Below are 23,006 nucleotides of genomic sequence, written 5' to 3'. Positions count from 1 at the left end.
ACAAAAGAGAGGGGGCGGAGAAATCCGCCCCTTTTTTCGTTCACTCGGCGTCGGTGCCAGGCAAGATTTCCATGCGCATCGCAGCGCCTGCGAGACTCTCCGCCTCGAGTAGCAATTCGTCGTCCACCGCCCCTTGAGGAGTCGCCTCGCGGCCGATCATGACCATGACCGGCACGGCGAGCGGACTGACCCGGTCGAGTTGGACATGCACCAATTGTTCCTCGGATCGGTCGAGCAGGTCGCCCAGACGGCCGACATCGGTCAGGCGCGCGCGCGCATCGGCCCATGCCGCCTCCAACAGGACGTGATCGGGTTCGTATTTGCGGAGGACGTCGTAAATGAGGTCGGTGGAGAAGGTTACCTGCTTGCCGGTTTTGCGCTTTCCGGGATGCTGCCGTTCGACCAGACCGCCGATCACTGCGACTTCGCGAAATGCGCGGCGCAAGAGGTGCGAACTCTGGACCCAATCGATGAACTCATCCTGCAGAATGTCGGGAGACAGAAGCGGCGCCGGGTCGGTCACCGGCTTGAGGCCCCACACCGCGAGTGAATAATCGTTGGCCACGAAACCGCCGGGCAGAAGGCCCCTATCCTCCATCCGCCGCGTAATGAGCATGCCGAGGCTCTGGTTCGCGTTCCACCCCTCGAACGTGTAGTAGACGCTATAATGCCGTTTGGCGTGGGGGAAGCTTTCCACCAGCAGTTGCCCCGGCCCTGGCATTTGCGAACGCCAGTCCTGCACTTCCAGCCATTCTCGCACATCGTCGGGGAAGCGGCCCCAGCCGGTACGGTCGACCAGCATTTCGCGCACCCGTTCGGCCAGATGCGTGGTGAGCGGCATGCGCGCCCCGCCATAGCTGGGAATCATGGCACTGGTTTTGGCTGCCGTGACCACGACTTCCATGTCCTGAAGTTTGACAACCTCGAGGCTCATGCCCGCGAAGGCGAATGTGTCCCCCGGGCTGAGCGAGGCTGCAAACCGTTCCTCCACCTTGCCGAGGCTGCGCCCTCCCCGCCCTCGGCCCGCATGGATCCGCACTTCGAGCATTTCGGAATCGACAATGATCCCGGCATTCATCCGATGTCGCTGTGCTTGTTCGGGGTGGGTGAGCCGCCACACACCGTCCCGATCACGGACGATCCGCTTGAACTTCTCGTAGGCCTTGAGCGCATAGCCGCCGGTCGCGACGAAGGTGAGCACTCGCTGCCACACCTCACGATCGACCCAGGCATAAGACAGGTTCGTGCGAATCTCCGCCAGCAGCTCATCTTCCTGGAACGGTGCCGCGCAGGCGCAAGCCATGACGTGCTGTGCCAACACGTCGAGCCCGCCCGGACGAAATTCCTCGCCATCCCGTTTGCCTTCATCCACCGCTTCCTTGGCGGCGGTGGCCTCGAGGAATTCGAAACGATTGCCGGGAACCAGTAGAGCTCGGCTGGGCTGATCGAGCCGATGGTTGGCGCGGCCGATACGCTGAAGGAGCCGCGAGGACCCCTTGGGCGCACCCATCTGAACCACGAGATCGATATCGCCCCAGTCGACACCGAGGTCGAGACTGGCCGTTGCCACGAGCGCCCGCAACTCGCCCCGTGCCATCGCCGCCTCGACCTTGCGCCGCGCCTCCTTGCTCAGACTACCATGGTGAACCCCGATCGGCAGATTGTCTTCGTTCACATCCCACAGGTTCTGAAAAACATACTCGGCCAGAAAGCGCGTATTCGTGAAGATCAGGGTGGTGCGGTTGGTCCTGATCCGTTCGTAAAGCTGCGGAATTGCCCAGATCGCCGCGTGGCCGCCCCATGGCACGCGCTCTTCGTCTGGTAGCAGGATCTCGACCTCGGCTGCCGCGCCCGCTTCGCCCTCGACCAGCTCCACGGCATCGACCTCACCTTGTTCGCCCGTAGACAGCGGAGCAAGCCATTCGCGAAAGCCTTGCGGGTTGGCGAGTGTTGCGGACAATGCCGCACGCTGCATCCGCGGCGCGATGGCCTGCAATCTGGACAGCGCCAGAGCCAGCAGATCGCCGCGCTTGCCGGTGGCAAAGGCATGGACCTCGTCGATGACTATCCGTTTGAGCCCGTGAAACAGTTCGAAACTGTCGGGATAGGAGAGCAGCAGGGAAAGGCTCTCAGGCGTGGTCAGCAATACATGCGGCGGACGCATGCGTTGGCGCTTCTTGCGATCCGAAGGCGTGTCGCCGCTGCGAGTCTCCACCCGTATGGGAAGACCGATCTCCTCGATCGGCGTCAGGAGGTTGCGCTGCACGTCATGCGCCAGGGCCTTCAGCGGCGAGACGTAGAGCGTGTGAAGGCCTTCGGGCGGCTCTGTACCATCCAGGCGCGAGGGCGTGAAGTCGGCCAGCGTCGGCAAAAAACCCGCAAGCGTCTTGCCCGCCCCGGTATCCGCGACCAGCAAGGCATGTCGACCGGCATCGCTCGCCGCCAGCATGTCGAGCTGATGGCGGCGCACATGCCAGCCGCGCCCGGCGAACCAGTCTTCGATTTCGGGAGGAACCGCGGCCATGGAAGGTCAGCGTAGCGCAACCCGCGCGGTTCCCGCTAGAGGCCGACGAACAGGGTCATGGGCGCATCCTCCGAGCGGTCGAATTCGGCCTTCCGCGTCACATACGCCGCACGGGTTTCATCCCTGCTCTTGGTCTCTGCGATACCGAGTTCGGCCCAGGGCGAGGCAGTAAAACCGGCTCACCTCCCCTATTCAGAACGGCGCGTCCTCCGCATCCTGCTGCTCGACCTGTCGCATGCCCACTCGCAGGTCTTCTTCGGTGAGGCCGGTGAGGGAGAGTATCCGCTGACGTTCGGTAGCGCCCAGCGCCTCAAAGTCTTTCTTTTCCGGAAGGTCCGCCATCTCCGCCTTCATGTTCTGGCCCATCTCCTCGAAAGTCGCGACCATCTTGGGAAGTTCGCTCATCGCGGCGTGCATGATGCGCGGGTCAGACGTAAGCTGGTAGGACTTACGCGCATAGGTCGCGCCGATTTCGGTCGAGAAGAATGCAAAAATGCCCTCGAGTTCGGCTTGCGTGAAATTGGCAGCGTATGCCTCCGCCATGCCTCGTTTCATCGTCGGCTCCATAGCGGTCATCATCTGGCCCATCATAACCTTCGTCAGGTCCATCGTCCGACGCTGGCGTTCGCGCCACTCGGGATCGATGATGGCGGCAATCTCGGCCACTGCCTCGTCATCCAATTCGAGCTCGGTCTCGTCATATCCGATGAAGGTCGAAAGGCTTGGACCTGCCTGATCGGCAAAGTCCATGATCGGACCAAGCATACCGTCGAACATCGAACCCATAATCTCGTCCATCGTGCCATCGGGCATGATTTGCTCGATCAGCGAAGCGGCAAGCGGCAGGCGGGCCTGCTGCTCTGGAGTCAGTGGCTCGGCCGGGAACATCTGGGCTATCATGGCGATCGCCTCGGCCTGCTTGTGGGCCTTGGCGTCCTCTTTCTCGTCAGCCACAGCGGGCTGGCCAATCAGGGCCAGCGGCGCAGCTATCGCCAGCATCCATTTCTTCATCATGCGAACCCTCCCTTACAAATTCAGTGTCCGACGCTTTCGCCGCGCTCGAGGCCCGAGGCGGCAAGCTGCTCGTCGATCTGCGCGACCAAGCGGTCTAGGCCTTCCTGGCTTTCGCTTTCCGCGCGCGCGACCAGGACATCCTGCGTGTTCGAGGCACGCAGCAGCCACCATCCATCGTCGGTCGTCACGCGCACTCCGTCGGTCGTGTCCGCAACCGCATCGCTGGCAGCGATGCGTGCGGCGATCTCCTCGATCGCGGTGAACTTGCGGCTTTCGTCGACCTGAAACCGCATCTCGGGCGTGTTGACCATCGGCGGCATGGCACCGCGCAGCTCGGTCACCGACTTGCCGATCCGCGCGGCGGCAGCAATCAGGCGGACACCGGCATAGAGCGCGTCGTCATACCCATAATATTCGTCGGCGAAGAACACGTGGCCGCTCATCTCCCCGGCCAGCGGCGATCCCGTTTCCTTCATTTTGGACTTAATTAGCGAGTGGCCGGTCTTCCACATCAGCGGTTTGCCGCCATGCGCCGCCACATGGTCGAACAGGGCGCGACTGGCCTTGACGTCCGCGATGATCGTGACACCTTTGCGGCGCGCGAGCAAATCTTCGGCATAGACCATCAGGAGCTGATCGCCCCATATCACGCGCCCTTCACCGTCGATGGCGCCGATCCGATCGCCATCGCCGTCGAAGGCCACTCCGAAGTCGAGCGACTTCTCCGCGACGAGCGCGCGCAGATCTTCCAGATTCTCTTCGACCGTAGGATCAGGATGATGATTGGGAAAGTCACCGTCGACATCGGTGTAGAGCAGGTGGTGTTCACCGGGAAGGCGCGCGGCGAGCCTTTCGAGCGCCGGCCCCGCAGCGCCATTGCCCGCGTCCCAACCGACCTTGAGGCGATCAAGCACCGCGGTATCGATGCCATCCAGCGCTTCGAGCATCCGGTCGATATACGCATCGAAGACGTCGCGTTCCTCGACTTCGCCCGCACCATCGATCCATTCCCCTGCGGCGGCGCGGCGGCCGAGTTCCTGGATATCCGCGCCGAAGAAGGGGCGACCCTGAAACACCATCTTGAAGCCATTGTAATTGGCGGGATTGTGGCTGCCAGTTATCTGGATGCCGCCATCAATATCCTCGGCTGAGGCCTCGGCATAATAGAGCATGGGCGTCGCCCCCATGCCGACCCGGGCCACATCGATGCCCGAAGCGGTCAGGCCCTCGATCAAGGCATGTTCGAGCATGGGCGAGCTGACCCGACCGTCATAGCCAACCGCGACCTTCTTGCCGCCCGCCTCGGCGAGCATGGAACCGAAACCGCGGCCGATCGCGCGCGCATCCTCCGCCCCAAGGGTTTCCCCGATAATGCCCCGGATGTCGTATTCGCGCAAAATAGTGGAGTGAAATCTGTGGCTCATTCGGAACGCTCCGTTCGAATACGGGAAAGATGGTCGAGCAAGAGATCACGCGCCGCGTTTGCCTCTTGCAAAGTGGCGGTGCTACCCCCTCTATCCGGGTGATTTATTGTAGCAATGCGACGGTGCGCCGCGCGAATTTCCTCGGCGGTCGCATTTCGGGAAACGTCGAGAATGGCGCGCGCACGCGCGAGCGAGCGATCGGCTGCGCTGTGTGCCCTCAAATACTCCCATGGCCATTTGCCGAAGATCAGGCGACAGGCCACCGAAACCAGGAAGACGAGGGCAAGCAGACGGATCACTGCGCGGCTTCCGGCACGATTTCGGCAATGCTGTCCGGCAGGCGCAAGCTGGCGATCAGGCCGCGCAGCTCCTGCCGCGCCACGAGGTGGCTGGTTCCCAAATCGCCCAAATGCCCCTTGTCCAGCAGAGTAAGACCCGAGGGGAAAAGTTCGCGATAAATGACGCGCTCCGACAGGCCTTTCGCCACGCGGAACCCGACTCTCTTGGACATTTCGGCCAGGGCCTGGTTGATCCGCCCCATATTGCGCGCCTCGGTGTAACCGGTGCGGTTGCGCACCACGACCCAATCCATCTGCGCGCGGTTCTGCTCAATCGATGTCCGGCTACGCTTGATGCGCGCCTCCCAGATCAGCTCGGCATAGAAGGACAGTTTGCGGACTTTGAAGCTTTCCCCTTCCACCTGTCCGATGAGATCGAAATCGACGAAGCTGTCATTCATCGGCGTCACCAGCGTATCGGCCGTCGTCGCGGCATGGCGAGCCAATGGATCGTCACGGCCGGGTGTATCGATCACCACGAAGTCCGCACCGACGGTCCGCTCCTCGACAAATCGCTCCATCGCAGCTTCGTCCATGCCTTCGACGACATGGCATCGGGCAGTGGGCAGATCGATGCCGCGCCGCTGCATCGTTTCCGCGCGGTTTTCGAAATAGCGGCACATGGTTCGCTGTCGATGATCGAGATCGAACGCGGCGACATTCGCACCACGATAGGCAAGCGCCACGGCGACATGCACGGCCGTGGTGGATTTACCCGTTCCGCCTTTCTCATTGGCGAACACGATCCTGTGCGGTTGGGGCATCATTGGTATGTGACGGTGTAAATCATGCTGCGCTCGTCCCTATCCAACCCGCTGCTCCGCGGCAACGCAAGGCCATGGGGAGCACGTTGGTTTTTCCCACAATGGCGGATGTATACTAGCCTGCATTGCAACTTTTGATATTGTGCTGCTCATCCGGGTCGCATTTGACCGGCGAGAAACGACAGCAGGTCGACCGCCGCGAAATGTTCACAGAGGGGGATCCCGGATAATGAAAAAGGTATTTTTCACAGCGTTGGCCGTACTTTCCATGACAGGCATGGCGGCCGAGCCGGTGCTCGCACAAGGCCGCTCATCGGGCCGCAAGGCGCAAGACCGCGCGACAATGGAAATTCCGCGCTGCACCCAAAACCTCGGCACCATCGCGGTGGTCGAGCCGGATGACAAATGGTGGCGCGAACTTAATCTCGGCAGTCCCGAACAAATCATCCGGGTATTCGTCCAGCGTTCGGGTTGCTTCACCATGGTCAGTCGCGGGCGCGCGATGCGCAGCCGGGCGATGGAACGGGCGCTCCAGGAACAGGGCGAGCTGCAGGATGGGCAGAATGTGGGCTTGGGCCAGGTCCGGACGGCGGATTACTTCCTTCAGCCTGACATAGTCAGTGCGAACAGCAATTCGGGCGGCGGCGGCGGGCTGTTGGGCGGCGTCGTCGGCGGACTGTTCGGGCGGACCGCAGGCGCGATCGCCGGTGGTATCCGGGTCAAGAAAGGCGAAGCGAATGTTGTCCTTTCGCTGGTGAATGCCCGTACCACGGTGGAAGAAGCCCTGGTCGAGGGATATTTCCGCAAGAAGGATCTCGGCTGGGCGGCCGGTGGCGGCCTGTTCGGCGGGGGCGGCGGTGCAGCGGGCGGCTTTGGTAGCTATGAGAACACGGCGATCGGCCAGATCATCGTGCTCGCCTATCTCAACGCCTATACCGATCTGGTGACGCAGCTGGGCGGCCTGCCGGTCGATGCCGCCGCCGCGGCGCCCGAAGCGCGCTGATATTCGGACGGCTTGCAAGAAGCGGGGCGGGGCGGCACAGATCGCCCCGCCCTTTTCGTTGACGGAGTGCGAGCGCTGGACACGATCACGACATTGAACGAATTGCGCGGCGCCACCGCCGCCTTGCGCAAGACCGGATCTCTGGCGCTGGTACCGACCATGGGCGCCTTGCACGAAGGGCATCTGACGCTGGTGCGCGAGGCCCATAGACTTGCGGAGCATGTCGCCGTGTCGATTTTCGTCAATCCGCGTCAGTTCGGCGCGAACGAAGATCTCGATGCCTATCCCCGGCAGCTTGCGCGCGATTCGGAGCTGCTCGACAAGGAAGGGGTTGCCCTGCTCTGGGCGCCGCCGCCGAGTGAGGTATATCCCGATGGCTATGCGACCAACATATCGGTTGGGGGAGTGAGCGATGGCTTGTGCGGCGCCGACCGGCCGGGCCATTTCGACGGTGTCGCGACCGTCGTATGCAAGCTCTTCAATCAGGTGCGTCCCGACATGGCCTTTTTCGGCGAGAAGGACTGGCAGCAGCTCGCGGTTATTCGCCGGATGGCACGCGATCTCGATCTTACATCGCCACATGTCGATGCGATTTACGGCGTACCCATCATACGCGAGGCGGACGGGCTCGCGATGAGCAGTCGCAACGCCTATCTTTCGACGGAACAGCGCAATATCGCGGCCGCCCTGCCACACGCCATGCACGAGGCAATTACCCGGCTTTCAAGAGGACAGGCAGCAAAGGCGGTTCTGGCCGACCTTGCCCGGCGTTTGATCGATTTCGGCTTCGATACAGTGGATTACGCCGAATTGCGGCACGGTGACAACCTTGTGCCCGCCACCGCTGCAGCTCCTGGAACCCGGCTCTTCGTTGCCGCCCGGATCGGCGGAACGCGCCTGATCGACAATATGGCGGTCGACTGAAACCGGTTGCAGGCCGCCGCTCGGGCAATGCCTACCAAGGATAAACGCGGGTCCGTTGGAACGTCGATGCAGAGGCGGGCCTCCGGGCAGGCACCCTTCGCTTCGCAAGGGCCGAGTGCGGGGCGCTGTCTAGGGAAGGCTTCCGCTTCACCCGGCCTCCGCTACCGATAGTGCCATGCACCCCTGCGCACCGCTCCGTTCGTTTATGGTAGGAAATTTGGAGCGGGGAAATTTGGAGCGGGTAAGGGGAATCGAACCCCTCTAGCCAGCTTGGAAGGCTGGAGCATTACCACTATGCTATACCCGCTCGGGCGATGCGCCAATGCCATCGAAGGCACGTCGGCGTCAACACGCTATTCTTCGGTCTCTAGGTCTTCTTCCGAACCCTCTTCCCCGGCTGCAGCAAGGCTTTCGGCGAATGTGGGCTGTTTGCCCTGAACGGGCTGTTCTTCGCCGCGCACTTCTATTTCCACACGGCGATTGGCGGCCCGCCCCTCTTCATTGGGCGAGCCGTCGGGCAAGGCATTGGGAGCAGCGGGGTTCTGCTCGCCGAATGCAATGACCGTGATCCTTTCGCTATCGATCCCGTTATCGACCAGCCAGTCGCGCACCGCTTCCGCCCGTGCCTGCGAGGCGCGCAGATTGCCGTCATCGCTACCTCCGCTGTCGCTGTGACCCCGCAGAATGATCTCTCCGCCCTCGGCCATCTGAGGCGACGCCAGAACCGTCGCCAGTTCCGCGAGAGCATCCTCGGTCAGTTCGGCCCCGTCCGGAAACAGAACCCGGGTTTCCAGCGTGCCGAGCGTGTCCAGGCTTTCGATTGGCTCGACCTGGAATTCGGGCCTGAAGATGGAACGCTTCTCGCCAGTATCCGCCGAATCTCCGGCGTCGGTCTCCGCCGGGCGCTGGTCACTGCAAGCCGAAAGAACGAGCGATGCCGCGGCAATTGCGAAGATGATTGTCAGCCGGTGGTTCATATCACGTCCCCTGTTCGGCGGCCTTATTGCGCTTGCGTTCGCGTTTCGCCGCAGCGTCCTGGGCGCTGCGTTCCTGTGGCGGGGCGAAACTGACGATGATGTCCCCCGCCCTTGGTTCGGGCCGCGCCGCATGGGTGAAGAAGCGGAGTGTGCCGTTTTCGCGGACCAGCAATAGCATCGAGGCTGCATCGGGCAGACGTTCTTGCGCGGCCTCGAAATCGAACTCTTCCGACAGCTTCGTTTTGCGGAAGACCCAACCCCGCGCGAGCCGTTCGTTGACGTCCTCCACACCGAATCCGGTTTCAAAAAGTGCGCGGCCGCGGATGCTGCTGGGCAGGGCATGTCGGTCGTCGTCGTCGACCGCGTCGCCGAGCTGAAATACCGTATCGCGCCCAATTTCATAAGCGAACTCGTTGCAGACCAGCGCGTTATAGGCCTCGTTCTCGGTCGCGGCGACCAGCACCGCATAGGGGGTCAGATCGAGATTGTGCTCGGTCGCCTCGTTGAGAATTTCGCCGTGATAGAAGGGCAGACCTTTCTGACGCGCGAGGGCCAGGCGTTGCCAACTGGGGTCGACGATCATGACCGGCGATTTCAGTTCCTTCATCATCAGCGCGAGCGAGATCGTCCACGGCGTGCTTCCTACGATGATGACGCCGGGCCGTTTGCTGCCCTTGAGGTCGAGCAGGCGTGCGACAAGGTCAATCGTGAATCCATGGGCGACGATCGTTGCCACCACCACTGCGAAGCTCAGGCCGATCAAGGCCGTGCCATCGTACCCGATGTCCTCAAGGCGCAGGGCAAACAGACCCGAGATTGCGACAAGAACGATACCGCGCGGGGCGATCCAGGCGAGGAACAACCGCTCGTTCCACGGGACAGAGCTGCCTAGCAGACTGAGCAGAATGGTTGCCGGGCGCACGAGAAAGAGCAGAGCGAGCAGGAACAGCCCGAAATTCCAGTTGAGGTAGGCCAGTTCCTCGAACTCGAGGCTGGCCGACAACAGAATGAAAATGCCCGAAATCAGCAGGACGGCGATATTCTGCTTGAACGGATGGATGCTCCGAATCGACGTGATGTTCATATTCGCCAGAGCGATGCCCATGACCGTGACCGCGACCAGACCGGCTTCATGTTCGATCTGGTTGGAGAGCACGAACACCACGATGACCGAAGTCAGGAGGACGGGAACTTTCAGGTATTCTGGGATGGCCCCGCGCGGAAAGGCCCAGGCGATGGCGGCAGCGGCGACATATCCGATCAGACCGGCGATAATCGCCGCTATGACCAGGGGCGGGACGACCTCTATCAGGCCCGAGCCCGGCGCTTCGGCGACCTTGCGGAAGTATTCGTAGGAGACGACTGCGAACAGCGCGCCGATGGGATCGTTGACGATCGCCTCCCATTTGAGAATTGCCGCCGGTCGGGCCTTGACCGAGGACTGGCGCAGCAGCGGCATGACGACGGTCGGCCCCGTGACCACCAGTATCCCTGCGAACAGGATCGCCACCGGCCATTCGAGTCCGCCGATGGAGTGAGCCGCGAAGGCGCCGAGCACCCAGGCAATCGGCCCGCCGAGCAGCACCAGACGCCAGACGCCGTCGCCGGCATGGCGTAACTCCCGAAAATCGAGGCTAAGGCCGCCTTCGAACAGGATCAGGGCGACACCGATGGCAATCATCGGGTCGAGCAGGTCGCCAAAGGCATGTTCGGGATCGAACAGGCCGAGGACCGGCCCGGCCAGGAAGCCTGCGGCCAACATCAGAACGATGGCCGGCCATCCGGTGCGCCAGGCCACCCATTGGGCGCCGATGCCCAATATGCCGACCATTGCGATGACTAAAGACTGTTCCATGCCCCTCCCCGACTGAGCGACGATCCGCTGCTCAAGGCGCGAGTTCTATAAATGCCCGAAGCGGCGAATATATCCAGCCCCGGATCGGATGGCTCAATCGCCCTCGAATTCCATCAAGGCACGGACATCCACTGCTTCATCGGCGAGGCGCTTGCTTCCACCGAGATCGGGAAGGCCGATCACGAACGCCGCCCGGCTGACCCGGGCACCCGCCTTGCGAAGCAGGGCGGTCGCAGCCAGAGCGGTACCCCCCGTCGCGAGCAAATCGTCGACGATCGCCACCTGCTGTCCATCGGTAACGGATTGGGGGTCCATCTCGAGACGGTCAAGTCCGTATTCGAGCTCGTAATCCACGCCAATCACCTGACAGGGCAGCTTGCCGGATTTGCGGATCGGCAGGAAGGGCAGACCGAGGCGCGCAGAAACTGCTGCTCCGAAGATGAACCCGCGTGCCTCCATTCCGGCGATGGCCTCGGCCCCGCGTACCTCATCCGCCAGCCATTCGACCGACGCGGCAAACCCCCGCCCGTTACCGAGCAGAGTCGTAATGTCGCGAAACTGGATGCCCTTTTTCGGAAAGTCGGGGATGGTCCTGACCAAGGCCTTCAGGTCGGCAGGCGTCATGTCGTCTCTCCCGGAATCGAAAGCGCCCCTTGCATCGATGTGACGCAAGGGGCGCTGGTCATTCGTGTCGACCGAGGGATCAGTCGCCCTTGCGCTTTGCGGCAGCCCAGATCTGCTTCTTGGACATATAGGCAAGCACGGTGGCGAAGAGCAGGAAGATCAGCACCGGCCAGCCGGTCTGCTTGCGCGCCACCAGAGTCGGCTCGGCGGTCCAGGTCAGAAAGGCCGCGACGTCCTCGGACATCTGCTGCACGGTCGCCTCGGTGCCGTCGTCATAAGTCACCTGACCGGCGGTGGTCAGCGGCGGTGCCATGGCGAGGTTTAGATTGGGGAAATAGGGGTTGTGATAAAGGCCCGGCCCCGGGGCGGCCTCGGGATGCTCTTCGAGCAGTTCGGCCGAAGGTTCGGCATAGCCGGCCAGCAGCGATGCCACATAGTTCGTGCCGTCTCCGCGCGCCTTGGTCATCAAGGAAAGGTCGGGCGGGATGGCGTTATTGTTCGCTGCAGCCGCCGCGACATTGTTCGGATAGGGCGACGGGAAATAATCGGTCGGAAGGCCGGGGCGCGTGGTCGCCTCGCCGGTGTTCGGGTCGATACCCGGCACCTGCTTCGACGCAGCAAAGGCTTTCACCTGGCCTTCGTCATACCCGATCTGCTCAAGGTCGCGAAAAGCGACATATTTGAGGCTGTGGCAGGCGGCGCAGACTTCGTCATAGACCTTGAAGCCGCGCTGAAGCTGCTGGATGTCCCATTTGCCGAACGGCCCGTCAAAAGAATAGGCGATATCTTCCGGCTTTTCATACGGAACGTGTCCGGCGGCTTCCTCCGTGATCGCGGCATAGGCCCCGACGACGAAGGAGTAGAGTGCGATCAGGGCGAAGCCGAGGCCGACGAGAATGGCGACGAGGCGGACGCTGAGAAGTTTGGTCATTTTCTATCTCGTTCTCGCTTAGACGGCCGGTTTTGCGTTTTCGCCGAGCACTGCCTGCTTGTCTTCGCCAAGCACGGCTTCGGTGATCGAATAGGGCAGCGGTTCGGGCTTCTCGATCTGGCTGACGATCGGGAGGATCACCAGGAAGTGCAGGAAGTAGTAAGCCGTCGCGACTTGGCTGAGCATCACATAGGGCTCTTCCGCCGGGGCACCGCCGCAGATGAACAGAACGATCATCGCGGGAATAAGGCCGAACCAGAAGAACTTGCGGAACAGCGGCCGGTAATGGCCACTGCGCACCGGCGACTTGTCGAGCCAGGGCAGGAAGAACCAGATCAGGATCGACCCGAACATCGCGATCACGCCGAGCAGCTTGGCGGGGATGAACAGGAAGTCGACCGTGAAGGCACGCAGGATCGCGTAGAACGGCCAGAAATACCATTCGGGTACGATGTGCGCCGGGGTCGAGAGCGGGTTCGCCTCGATGTAGTTGTCGGGGTGACCCAGCGCGTTGGGCAGGAAGAACACCATCGCGAAGAACAGCAGCAGCGCGACGCCGAGACCGAAGCCGTCCTTCGCCGTATAGTAAGGGTGGAAGGGCAGCGTATCGCTTTCCTGCTTCACTTCGACCCCGGTCGGGTTCGACGACCCCGGGATGTGCAGCGCCCAGACGTGCAGGATCACGACGGCGGCGATGACGAAGGGCAGCAGGAAGTGCAGGCTGAAGAACCGGTTCAGGGCAGCGTTGTCGGGGGCGAAGCCGCCGAGCAGCCAGATCTGGATCGGCTCGCCGACCAACGGGATCGCGCCGAACAGCCCGGTAATCACCTTGGCACCCCAGAAGCTCATCTGCCCCCAGGGAAGGACATACCCCATGAAGGCGGTCGCCATCATGAGCAGGAAGATCACGACGCCGAGCAGCCAGATCATCTCGCGCGGGGCCTTGTACGAACTGTAGAAAAAGCCGCGGAAGATATGGAGATAAACGACGATGAAGAAGAAGCTCGCGCCATTGGCATGGGCATAGCGCATCAGCCAGCCCCAGTTGACGTCGCGCATGATGTGTTCGGTCGTGGCGAAGGCAACCTGCGCGTTAGCTGCATAGTGCATCGCCAGGACGACGCCGGTGACAATCTGTACCACCAGGAAAAATCCAGCGAGAACGCCGAAATTCCAGAAATAGGACAGGTTGCGCGGAACCGGATAGCCCGCGCCGACCGCGTCGTAGACAAGACGCGGCAAGGGCAGCTTCTCGTCGAAGAACTTCATGACCGGATTGGTCGGGGTGTATTCCTTGGCCCAGGGAAAGCTCATCGTTTCGTCTCTTCTCTCTAAGCTCAGCCGACCTGGATGACGGTGTCCGAGGTGAACTCGTATTCCGGCACTTCGAGATTGGTCGGCGCCGGACCTTTGATGATGCGACCGGCGGTGTCGTAATGCGAACCGTGGCAAGGGCAGAAATAACCGCCGAACTCGCCCTTCACCTCGCCTTCGGCCGCGCCCAGCGGCACACAGCCCAGGTGGGTGCAGACCCCCATGGTGACCAGCATGTCCTCGCGGCCTTCCTTGGTACGGTCGGCCAGTGTTTCGGGATCGCGCAGCGACGAAACCGGGCGCGCATTGGCTTCGGCGATTTCCTGCGCGGTCAAACGACGGATGAACAGGGGCTGCTTGCGGAACACCGCCTTGATCGCCTGCCCCGGCTCGACCGCCGAGACGTCGACCTCGGTCGTGCTGGCAGCCAGAACGTCCTTCGAAGGCGCCATTTGACTGACCAGCGGATAGACCACTGCCAGACCACCGATACCGGCGGCACTGACCGCAGCGATGTCTAGAAAATCGCGGCGGCGGATACCATCTTGAGTCTCGCCTGCCGTTTCGTGTGTTGCGGTTGCAGCCGTGTCTGCCATCAGCGCTTTGCCTTGCCTGCTTTGGTAGTGCGCCTCCGCCCTCTCGGGGTTCGACGCGATGTGCGAATCCATCCCGGTCAGCGATAAAGGCCGGAGCGCCCGACAGAATAATACGCGCGCGAAAGCCCCCAACGTGCCCGGTTTGGAGGCGCCTCTAGCCGCTATGCGACAGGTTGCCAACCGCCATTTTGGCAAGCATTGTGCACTGGCATGCAAGAGCCCGGGAATTGGCGCCCCTATGCAGGAGTGCCTGTCGGCCCATGCGCATTGCGTGGCGGAGACTCAGGCGGGCACAGCAATGACGCTGAGCTGCCGCCCCTCGTCCGCTTCCGCGCGATGGGTAGCGCGGCGGAACGAGAAGAATCGGTCGGGCTGCGTATAGGTGTCCTCGGCGAGGTCCTCTATCCTGAGGACACCCGCAGCCTGCAAGCGGTGCGCTACATAGGCAGGCAGATCGAACTGGTAGCGGCCTGGGCGGCCGACTGCGAAGAACTGTTCGTCCCCGGCCCTGAATTGTTCGCGGAATTGGCGATCGACCTCGTAACTTGCCTGCGCGATAGTCGGACCGATCGCCGCGCGGATCAGGGCACGGCGCGCACCAAGCGAGATCATCGCCTCGACCGTATTCTCCAGAACGCCCGATCGCGCCCCGCGCCAGCCGGCATGCGCCGCGCCCACAACCCCTGCCTCGGGATCGGCGAACAGCACCGGCGCGCAGTCGGCGGTGACAATGCCGAGCACAAGGCCGGGCCGATCCGTGCACAAGGCATCGCCTTCTGGCCGATCCGGCCATGATTCGGCTGCGCGATGCACTCTATTGGAATGCACCTGTTTGAGCCGCACCAGCGGCGCGCCCGGAAGAATCTCGCCGACATCGAGCCCGACAGCGGTCGAGAACCCGTGCGGGATCGCCTGCAGCAGGCCTGCTTTCAGTATCTCCGCCATTCAGCCCCGCCCGAGAGAACGGGCGACCTGTTCGAACGTGTCGCGCGACAGCTTGGGCGCGGTGGCGATCCGTTCGAGCGCCTCGCGCATCAGTATCGCGCGTTTTTCCTCGATCCGCCGCCAGCGTCCCAGCGGCGGGACGAAGCGAGCAGCCGTCTGCGCATTGATCGGGTCGAGTTCGAGAATGAGATCGGCGATCATCGCGTAGCCCTCCCCGTCCTCGGCATGGAAGGCGGCAGGATTGGCGGCGAAGGCCATATAGAGCGAGCGCACGCGATTCGGATTCTTCAGCGTGAAATCGGGATGGTCGCGCAGTGCCTTCACATGCTCGATCGCCCGGGGATGCAACGAGCCTGCCTGTATCGCGAACCATTTGTCGATCACCAGCGCATTATTCTGGTAGCGATTGTAAAAATCGAGCAATTTGCCGGTACGCTCGGCGCTATCGAGCCCGGCCAGCACCATCAATGCGCCCTGCCGGTCGGTCATGTTGTCCGCACGATCGTATTGGTGGGCTGCCAGCTCGACCGCCTTGGCGGGATCGCTGGCGGCGATATAGGCGAGCGCCAGGGTCTTGACCTTGCGCGCTCCCTTTGCCCCGGCATCGAGCGAGAACGGCGTGTTTTCCGTGCGGGCGTATAATTCCTGCAAAGGACCCTCCAGCCGCGTTCCGAGATCGGCTTTGAGCGCCTCGCGCCGGGCATGAATGCGCCCCGGGTCCGCCACCAGCATCTGTTCGGCGACATATGTCGCACCCGGCATAATCAAGAGCTCGCCGCGCATCAGATCGTCGAGCTGATCGTCCTCCAATACCGACCGCATGGCGCGCGCGATATCCTCGCACGCCGCCTCGCGCGCATCGTCATCAAGGTCGTCCGTCACATCCGCGACGAGATGCCCGGTCATTAGTTCCTGCATCGCCTCGTAACGGGCGAAGGGATCGTCATCCTTTTCCGCAAGAAAAACCAGCTCTTCGCGCGATACGTCCCGCTCGATCGTCACCGGCGCCGAGAACGTCCGGTTGATCGACAGGATCGGCTTTTCGGTAAAGCCATCGAAAGTCACCTCGGCGCGATCCTCGTCGAGAATCACAAGCTCTTCCCCCCTATGGGTGCCGCTCGCACGATCGAACAGAGCGAGCTTGAGCGGGATGGGCATGGGCTGCTTTTCGCTCTGGCCGGGGGTGGCGGGAACGGTCTGCGTCAGCGTGAGCCTGGCCGTTTCGCCCTCGTGCTCCAGCGTCACACCGACCCTGGGCGTTCCGGCCTGCGAATACCAGCGGCGGAACCGAGTGAGGTCCAGTGCCGTGCCGTCCTCGATCGAACTGACGAAGTCCTCGCAAGTCGCCGCCTCTCCATCGTAGCGGTCGAAGTAGAGATCGGTCCCTTTGCGGAAGCGCTCCTCGCCGGCCATGGTGCGCATCATGCGGATCACCTCGGCGCCCTTGTTATAAACGGTCGCGGTGTAGAAATTGCTGATCTCGCGGTAGGAGTCGGGCCGGATCGGATGTGCCAGCGGCCCCGAATCTTCCGGAAATTGCACCCCGCGCAGAATCCGCACGTCCTCGATCCGCTTGACCGGCTCGCTCCCCATATCGGCGCTGAACAACTGGTCGCGCAGCACGGTGAAGCCTTCTTTCAGGCTGAGCTGGAACCAGTCCCGGCAGGTAATGCGATTGCCCGACCAATTGTGAAAGTATTCATGGCCGATAACGCCTTCGACCCCGTCATAATCGCCATCGGTGGCGGTTTCGGGGTCGGCGAGGACGTATTTGGTGTTGAAGATATTGAGGCCCTTGTTCTCCATCGCCCCCATGTTGAAGTCGCTCACGGCGACGATGTTGAACAGGTCGAGATCGTATTCGCGCCCGAACATCTCCTCGTCCCACTTCATCGAGCGTTTGAGACTTTCCATGGCGTGTTCGGTGCGCTCGAGGTCGCCTTCGCGCACCCAGACATTCAACTCTACCTCGCGGCAGCCCATCGTGGTGAAGCTGTCGCTGCGCGCGACGAGATCGCCCGCCACCAGTGCGAAGAGATAGGACGGCTTGGGCCAGGGATCGTGCCACTCGGCCCAATGGGTATCACCCTCCTCGCCGGTCGCCACCCGGTTCCCGTTACACAGCAGCACCGGAAACCGGGCCTTGGAGCCGCTCATCCGCACGCTGTAAGTGCTCAACACGTCGGGCCGATCGGGAAAGAAGGTGATCCGGCGAAAGCCCTCGGCCTCGCACTGCGTGCACAACATGCCGCCCGACGCATAGAGCCCCATGAGCTGCGAGTTGGCGCTCGGGTCGATTTCGGTTTCGATACCAATCTCGTGGGCGTCCCCCGGAAGTGTCAAGATGAGATCATCCCCATCCATCACCCAACTTTGCGTCGGTTCGCCATCGACGGTGACGCTGGTTGCCTCGATCCCGTCGCCATTGAGCCGGATGGTCGCCGAACGGTTGGCCTTGGCATTGCGCGCGATCGTGAGGGTGGAACGAACCCGGGTGCAGTCGATGCCGAGGTCGAAGTCGAGCCGCGTCTCCGACACGATCCAGGGAAAGGGCCGATAATCCTCGCGCCGGATTTCGGGCGGATCCTTGGGGTTGACGGCAGCGTCGGCCATTTCCGGATTTCCGTCGGGATTGGAGGGGGTGCGCGCGATATCCATGCTTTTCCTGTCAATTGCGGGATCACCGGCTAATACGCTCCGATGGCCCGATTGTTCATCTTCGGTCTCGGCTACACGGCGGGACGTTTTGCGCAAGAGATGCGCGCCCGCGGCTGGCATGTCGATGCCACGGGAAGCGCGGGAAACATCGATTTCTCGGACAGTGAATCGGTGGTCGCGGCGGTGTCGCGGGCAAGCCACGTGCTGAGTTCGGTCCCGCCTTCCGATGGGAGCGACCCCGTACTCGACCGCTATGGCAATGCGGTGACGGACAAATGGCTCGCTTATCTGTCCTCGACCGGCGTCTATGGCGACGCACAGGGGGCGTGGGTCGACGAGGCATCGCCTACCGGTGGCGGGCGGCGCACTGCGCGTGCGGATTGCGATGCGCGCTGGCTCGAAGCAGGGGCACGGGTGTTCCGCCTTCCCGGCATTTATGGCCCAGGTCGCAGCGCGCTCGACCGGGTGCAAGGCGGGAACGCCCATCGGATCGACCTGCCCGGCCAGGTCTTCAGCCGCGTGCATGTCGACGATATAGTGTCCGGCGTCGTTGCAGCGATCGAGAGCGATGCGCTGCCAGGCGCCTACAACCTCGCCGACGATCTCCCGACCAGCCAGAATGCCGTAATCGAGGAGGCCTGTCGGTTGCTGAGCGTCACCCCTCCCCCGCTCCAGACCATCGAAGAGGCGAAACTGTCGCCCATGGCGCGCGGCTTTTACGCGGAGAATCGCCGGGTCGCGAATGGCAAGGCGAAGCGCGTCCTCGGCTGGGAGCCGAGATATCCTACATTTCGCGAGGGGCTGGCCGCGCTTACGGTTCGGGCGTAGCGCGTCTTGGCGGGGCGCTGGCACGTCCGCGCATCGCGACGACCATGCCGATCAGGGTGATGATCGCCCCGGCAGCCGGTAGCGCGCCCCACTGAAACCCCTCGAACAGGGTGGAGAGCACCATCGCCACGATCGGAACGATCACCGAACTGTAGGCGGCCTGTCCCGCCCCGACCTTGCGCACGAGGCCGTAATAGAGCGGGAAGGTGACGACCGAACCGGCCAGCCCGAGATAGAGAATGCCGAGCGAATAGGAGGGTCGCATGTCGAATTGCGGTGGGCCGTCCATCGCGAAGGCATAGACGGTGTTGATTGCCACGCCGATTGCCATCGACCACGCGAGCAGCGCCAGGAAGGGTTGCTTCTTCGCGCCGTCCATCGCCTGCGTGATGTTGGCGATGCTCGCCGAGAGAATTCCGCCGACAGTCAATCCCGCGCCCAGCAGGACCTCTTCGAGCGTGGCGGGGGATGAGCGCCATTCATGCGCGAACAGTAAAGCGACGCCAAGCGCCGCGATCGCCGATCCGAGCACGAAAGCGCCGGTAATCCTCTGGCCGAGCAGAATGCGCCCCAGCACTGCATTGGGCACGACCAATAGGGCGAACATCACCGCGACGAGGCCGGAGGTAATGTAGCTTTCCGCATTGTAGACGAAGCCGAAATTGAGCGTGAACTGGAACAGGCCGAGCATGACCGCCCAGCGCAGCCCGCCAGGCGCTAGGCGCAGCGGTTCCCGCCGCATCGCGGCAAGTGCGAACATCCCGAAAGAAGCCACGAGAAAACGATAGGAGATCGACCAGCTCGCCGGAACACTCGCTATCTGATCGCGGATGACCAGCCAGGTTCCGCCCCAGATCAGGCTGACCAGCAGAAAGGCTGCGAAATTGCGCGGGGTGAAGAGGCTTTCTGCCTCGGCCGGCGGATTCATAAGCTCGCTATCGCCTTGGCGAGCGATAGCGCATCCTCGTCACGCGTGTTCCAAGCGGTGACGAAGCGCGCGGCGCCTTCACCCCAGTCATAAAAGCCAAAGCCCCGCTCACGCAGCGCGTCCCGCTCTGCGAGCGTGCAGCGCATGAAGAGTTCATTGGCCTCCACCGGATGCATCAGGCGTCCGTCACAGGCCTGCGCGATCTCCTGCGCGGCGGCATTGGCGTGACGCGCATTGTGCAGCCAGACGTCGCCTTCGAGCATTGCGTGTAGCTGCGCCGCCAGAAAGCGCCCCTTCGACTGAAGATGCCCGGCGCGTTTGCGCCGATACCGTGCGACATCCGCCAGGTTCTGCTCGAAAAAGACGATCGCTTCCGCCCCGAGCCCGCCATTCTTGATGAACCCGAAGCTGAGCGCGTCGACCGGCCCCGCCGCAGCGGCAGGCGCGCAATCGAGGAAAGCGACTGCATTCGCGAACCGCGCGCCGTCCATATGCAGGCCCAGCCCGCGTTCGGTTGTCAGCGCAGCAATCGCCTCCACTTCTGCCGGCCGGTAGCTGCAACCGTACTCGCTCGCCTGGGTGATCGAAATGGCATGGGGCTGGACTTGATGCACATCGTTGCGGATCGGATCGATCGCATCGCGGATCGCCCGAGGGGAAAGCTTGGCCCCGGCCCCCTCGCACAGTATCAGCTTGGCGCCGTGAAGGAAGAAGCCCGGCGCACCGCCCTCGTCGACTTCGATATGCGCTTCTTCGTGACACACGACCGCGCCATGCGGCTGGACCATCGTCGCCAGCGCCAGGCAATTCGCCGCCGTCCCCGTCGCCGCCCACAGCACGGTACAGGGCTTGCCGAACACCTGTGCAAAACGCTCGTCGAGCGCGGCGCTCAGCGCATCGTCATCATAAGGCGAATCGGGCGAATCCGCGGCTTTGAGGGCTTCCCACACACTTGGGTGGACCGCAGCGGCATTGTCGGACAGGAATTGCATCGGAACGCCCTTAACTGCCGGAGCATTGCTTGCACAGAAGGGAAAGTTCGAAAGGATGAAAGTGGAGCGGATCGAAATCGAAAGGCAAAACTCTGCGGGTAGCGGAGCCTATCTCGCGACCGGCGCAAGCGGTACAGAGGCTGGGAAGCTGACCTGGACCTTGCGCGATGGGGCGCGGGACGCGCAGCATACGATCGTGCCATCGCATATGCGCGGCCATGGAATCGCCGCCCGGCTGGTGGACGCCCTGATCGAGGATGCCCGCCGGGAAGGGTTCACCATTATCCCGAGCTGCTCCTATGTAGCCGCGCAGTTCGAGCGCCATCCTGAATGGGCGGATCTGCGCGCCTAGGCGCGCACGGTCTGGCCCTCGACGATCTCGGAAAAATCCTGCTCGGTCATACTGTCGAGCACGGCATCGCGTATCTGGCGGGCTTCCACGAGCGGAAGCCCGCGAATGCGCAAGCGTCCGCCTGCCAGACCAAACCGCAGGTCGGCATAGCCGCGCATTCGCGCCAGCGGATTACGGACAATCTCGACCGATTGGAGCTTGCCGCGCGAGGCGATGGCGACATCCGGCGCGAACCAGCCGCGGCGTGTGTAAAGCTGCCCGGCATCGATCGCATGGCGGCCCCAGCGCCAGGCAAGGTATTCCTGAAGCGCCATCCAGCCACCACCTATGAACACAAGCAGCAGCGCAACGTCGAATCGGCCCAAAGCAAGCACGACGGCAGAAGTCACGAGTGTGATGGCGAAACCGACTAGGAAATTGTCGATCCGATAAGTCGGCATTGCGCGGTGCCAATCGAGAGTGTGGCCAGGCAGCGAAAAGCCGGTCTCCGCGACCACCGGTGCGATTTCCTGCATCTGCGCGAAGGGCACCGCCTCGTGATTGGCCGAGCCGCTGTCACCCGCAAGGCTCACAAGCTTCAGCGCATGCCAGCCGAACAGGCGGCGGACGAATCCCGTCCGTACCCGCAGCGCCTGCACGCGGTGCACCGGCATGACGAGATCGGTCCGCGTCACCAGTCCGCGTCGCCGCCGCAGCCCCTTGTCGGTCCGTTCAAGCCGGAAATCCCATTCGCGCATCACAGTCCGGATCACGCCCGTCACCACGCCGACGAGCAGGAGCGAGCCGACCGCGAACAGACCGCCGATGACCTGCGCAAGAAAACCGAGTCCTGCCAGCCATTGTCCCGGACCGGCCAACTGTTCGCGCCAGGCTCTCCAGTCCCAGATTTCGAACGGCAGCAGGAAGTCGATCTGACTTGCGAAGCCGCCGACGACGGCCACGACCGCAAGCGAGAACTCGAACAGGCCGAAGGTGACGACGCGCCGGGGCGACATGGCGAAGAGCAACCGGCTCTCTTCAGTCGAAGCGGGCACCTCGTCATCGGATTGCTCCAGCACGGCACCTTCGCGGCGGGTGCGCACCAGTTCGCGCAGACGCTCGCCCTCGCTTTCCGGAAGATAGGCCAGCGCGAGATCGTCTCCGCCGCCCGCGCCAGTCTCAAACTTGACCTCGACCAGACCGAACAGGCGTGGGACCAGTTTCTGCTCGAGGCTGACATCCTGGATACGCTCGTAAGGAACCGAACGGGCGGCGCGCGACAATACGCCGCTGTCGACCCTTATATCCGCTTCGCCCACCGAATAGGTCAGCCTGCTCCATCGCAGATATGCGAACAGGATATTCGCTCCCACCACTGCAAGGACCAGCGGCAGGAAGAACAGGATCATGTCATCGAATTCGCCTTCATCGAGAATGGCGAAGCCGCCGATCATGATCGGGATGACGAGCTGCGACAGCAATGAGACCGCGCGGACCGCAAAGGTGCGCGGATCGGTCCGGCGCGGTGTATCGTCTGTGTTTCCGCTCACCGCGTGTCGCGCCGGATGGCCGCACGGATATTCTCGCGCATGGCAGTCGCGTCCTCATGCCTCAATCCCGGCAGAGACACCGAGGCGTTGTGCGTGCCCGCAGTATGCACGGTCAGTGTGGCGATACCGAAAGCCCGCTCGAGCGGTCCCTGGCCGACGTCGATATGCTGCACCCGACCGAATGGAACCACAGTGTCGGTGCGGAAAAAGATGCCGCGCACGACCCGCAGGCGTTCATCCGCCAGCGAGAAGCCGGTCGCATGATAGCGCCGGAGAGGGACGCGGATAAGCGCATAGGCAGCCACGCATAGGGCGGGGATCCACACCGCACCGGTCCAGCCGGGAATCGCCACCTCGGCAATCGTCGCCGCGACAAGCAGGACAAGCGCGGCAATCGCCAACTGCAATCGCAGCATCGATTTGTAAGCGGGGTCGAGCTGGGTGAGGTCGTCGGCGTCGTCCATGGCGTTCTAGCTAGGCAATACA

Annotated in this window: 21 protein-coding genes and 1 tRNA gene; 4 read left to right on the top strand and 18 right to left on the bottom strand. The window is 62.8% G+C overall.

Annotated features, from left to right (window positions below; all coding sequences use genetic code 11):
* Positions 1 to 40: 40 nt before the first annotated feature.
* From MUY37_RS15055 to MUY37_RS15035, 5 genes are all read right to left on the bottom strand, one after another.
* On the bottom strand, positions 41 to 2,524 hold the full coding sequence (locus tag MUY37_RS15055; protein WP_499196177.1) for a ligase-associated DNA damage response DEXH box helicase: 2,484 nt from the start codon (positions 2,522 to 2,524) through the stop codon (positions 41 to 43).
* A gap of 192 nt (positions 2,525 to 2,716) precedes the next feature.
* Entirely contained in the window at positions 2,717 to 3,538 is an 822-nt protein-coding gene (locus MUY37_RS15050) for a DUF2059 domain-containing protein (protein WP_499196176.1), read from the bottom strand.
* A gap of 20 nt (positions 3,539 to 3,558) precedes the next feature.
* Positions 3,559 to 4,962 carry a phosphoglucomutase/phosphomannomutase PgmG gene (pgmG, locus tag MUY37_RS15045; RefSeq protein ID WP_499196175.1) on the bottom strand — a complete coding sequence of 468 codons (1,404 nt, stop codon included), beginning with the start codon at positions 4,960 to 4,962 and terminating at the stop codon, positions 3,559 to 3,561.
* Positions 4,959 to 5,225, bottom strand: a complete 267-nt coding sequence (locus tag MUY37_RS15040; RefSeq protein WP_499196216.1) for a DnaJ domain-containing protein — start codon at positions 5,223 to 5,225, stop codon at positions 4,959 to 4,961. The genes pgmG and MUY37_RS15040 overlap by 4 nt, the downstream gene beginning before the upstream one ends.
* Positions 5,226 to 5,257: 32 nt before the next feature.
* Positions 5,258 to 6,067: a division plane positioning ATPase MipZ gene (locus MUY37_RS15035; RefSeq protein ID WP_499196174.1), complete on the bottom strand. Its 810-nt coding sequence runs from the start codon at positions 6,065 to 6,067 to the stop codon at positions 5,258 to 5,260.
* A gap of 226 nt (positions 6,068 to 6,293) precedes the next feature.
* On the opposite strand from MUY37_RS15035, the gene MUY37_RS15030 reads away from it, so the two are divergent.
* Both MUY37_RS15030 and panC read left to right on the top strand, forming a co-directional pair.
* Positions 6,294 to 7,067, top strand: a complete 774-nt coding sequence (locus MUY37_RS15030; RefSeq protein WP_499196173.1) for a CsgG/HfaB family protein — start codon at positions 6,294 to 6,296, stop codon at positions 7,065 to 7,067.
* A gap of 75 nt (positions 7,068 to 7,142) precedes the next feature.
* Complete coding sequence (gene panC / locus MUY37_RS15025) at positions 7,143 to 7,991, top strand: pantoate--beta-alanine ligase (protein ID WP_499196215.1); 849 nt, start codon at positions 7,143 to 7,145, stop codon at positions 7,989 to 7,991.
* 233 nt (positions 7,992 to 8,224) lie between these two features.
* Here the strand turns inward: panC and MUY37_RS15020 are convergent.
* From MUY37_RS15020 to pepN, 9 genes are all read right to left on the bottom strand, one after another.
* A tRNA-Gly gene (locus MUY37_RS15020) sits at positions 8,225 to 8,298 on the bottom strand.
* Positions 8,299 to 8,344: 46 nt separating this feature from the next.
* A complete protein-coding gene (locus MUY37_RS15015) occupies positions 8,345 to 8,968 on the bottom strand; it encodes an OmpA family protein (RefSeq protein WP_499196172.1) in 624 nt (207 codons plus the stop codon).
* 1 nt (position 8,969) lies between these two features.
* A complete protein-coding gene (locus MUY37_RS15010; RefSeq protein ID WP_499196171.1) occupies positions 8,970 to 10,823 on the bottom strand; it encodes a cation:proton antiporter in 1,854 nt (617 codons plus the stop codon).
* A gap of 93 nt (positions 10,824 to 10,916) precedes the next feature.
* The gene (locus tag MUY37_RS15005; protein WP_499196170.1) at positions 10,917 to 11,447 is read right to left on the bottom strand and encodes an adenine phosphoribosyltransferase; all 531 of its coding nucleotides are present in this window, start codon (positions 11,445 to 11,447) and stop codon (positions 10,917 to 10,919) included.
* A gap of 79 nt (positions 11,448 to 11,526) precedes the next feature.
* The gene (locus MUY37_RS15000; protein ID WP_499196169.1) at positions 11,527 to 12,378 is read right to left on the bottom strand and encodes a cytochrome c1; all 852 of its coding nucleotides are present in this window, start codon (positions 12,376 to 12,378) and stop codon (positions 11,527 to 11,529) included.
* A gap of 18 nt (positions 12,379 to 12,396) precedes the next feature.
* The gene (locus tag MUY37_RS14995; protein WP_499196168.1) at positions 12,397 to 13,692 is read right to left on the bottom strand and encodes a cytochrome b; all 1,296 of its coding nucleotides are present in this window, start codon (positions 13,690 to 13,692) and stop codon (positions 12,397 to 12,399) included.
* Positions 13,693 to 13,715: 23 nt separating this feature from the next.
* Entirely contained in the window at positions 13,716 to 14,288 is a 573-nt protein-coding gene (petA, locus tag MUY37_RS14990) for a ubiquinol-cytochrome c reductase iron-sulfur subunit (RefSeq protein WP_499196167.1), read from the bottom strand.
* A gap of 282 nt (positions 14,289 to 14,570) precedes the next feature.
* Positions 14,571 to 15,233: a peptidoglycan editing factor PgeF gene (pgeF, locus tag MUY37_RS14985; RefSeq protein WP_499196166.1), complete on the bottom strand. Its 663-nt coding sequence runs from the start codon at positions 15,231 to 15,233 to the stop codon at positions 14,571 to 14,573.
* Positions 15,234 to 17,891 carry an aminopeptidase N gene (gene pepN, locus MUY37_RS14980; RefSeq protein WP_499196165.1) on the bottom strand — a complete coding sequence of 886 codons (2,658 nt, stop codon included), beginning with the start codon at positions 17,889 to 17,891 and terminating at the stop codon, positions 15,234 to 15,236. It abuts the gene before it with no gap.
* Between the two features lie 42 nt (positions 17,892 to 17,933).
* Between pepN and MUY37_RS14975 the strand changes: the two genes are divergently transcribed.
* Positions 17,934 to 18,719, top strand: coding sequence for a Rossmann-fold NAD(P)-binding domain-containing protein (locus MUY37_RS14975; RefSeq protein ID WP_499196164.1), 786 nt, complete (start codon positions 17,934 to 17,936; stop codon positions 18,717 to 18,719).
* On the opposite strand, the gene MUY37_RS14970 is transcribed toward MUY37_RS14975, so the two are convergent.
* A complete protein-coding gene (locus MUY37_RS14970; protein ID WP_499196163.1) occupies positions 18,703 to 19,647 on the bottom strand; it encodes a DMT family transporter in 945 nt (314 codons plus the stop codon). The two genes, MUY37_RS14975 and MUY37_RS14970, sit on opposite strands and share 17 nt — an antisense overlap.
* A complete protein-coding gene (locus MUY37_RS14965) occupies positions 19,644 to 20,639 on the bottom strand; it encodes a threonine aldolase family protein (protein WP_499196162.1) in 996 nt (331 codons plus the stop codon). Before MUY37_RS14965 ends, MUY37_RS14970 begins: the two co-directional genes overlap by 4 nt.
* A 61-nt stretch (positions 20,640 to 20,700) precedes the next feature.
* Between MUY37_RS14965 and MUY37_RS14960 the strand changes: the two genes are divergently transcribed.
* A complete protein-coding gene (locus MUY37_RS14960; RefSeq protein ID WP_499196161.1) occupies positions 20,701 to 20,991 on the top strand; it encodes a GNAT family N-acetyltransferase in 291 nt (96 codons plus the stop codon).
* On the opposite strand, the gene MUY37_RS14955 is transcribed toward MUY37_RS14960, so the two are convergent.
* Both MUY37_RS14955 and MUY37_RS14950 read right to left on the bottom strand, forming a co-directional pair.
* Positions 20,988 to 22,520 (bottom strand): PH domain-containing protein, encoded by a 1,533-nt coding sequence (locus MUY37_RS14955; protein WP_499196160.1) that lies wholly within the window; start codon positions 22,518 to 22,520, stop codon positions 20,988 to 20,990. The two genes, MUY37_RS14960 and MUY37_RS14955, sit on opposite strands and share 4 nt — an antisense overlap.
* Positions 22,517 to 22,984, bottom strand: a complete 468-nt coding sequence (locus tag MUY37_RS14950) for a PH domain-containing protein (RefSeq protein WP_499196159.1) — start codon at positions 22,982 to 22,984, stop codon at positions 22,517 to 22,519. The genes MUY37_RS14955 and MUY37_RS14950 overlap by 4 nt, the downstream gene beginning before the upstream one ends.
* Positions 22,985 to 23,006 lie beyond the last annotated feature (22 nt).

This window comes from Qipengyuania sp. ABI-127-1 (assembly GCA_022953095.1).
In the GTDB taxonomy this organism is placed as follows: domain Bacteria; phylum Pseudomonadota; class Alphaproteobacteria; order Sphingomonadales; family Sphingomonadaceae; genus Qipengyuania.
This window is presented reverse-complemented; position numbering and strand designations above follow the sequence as displayed.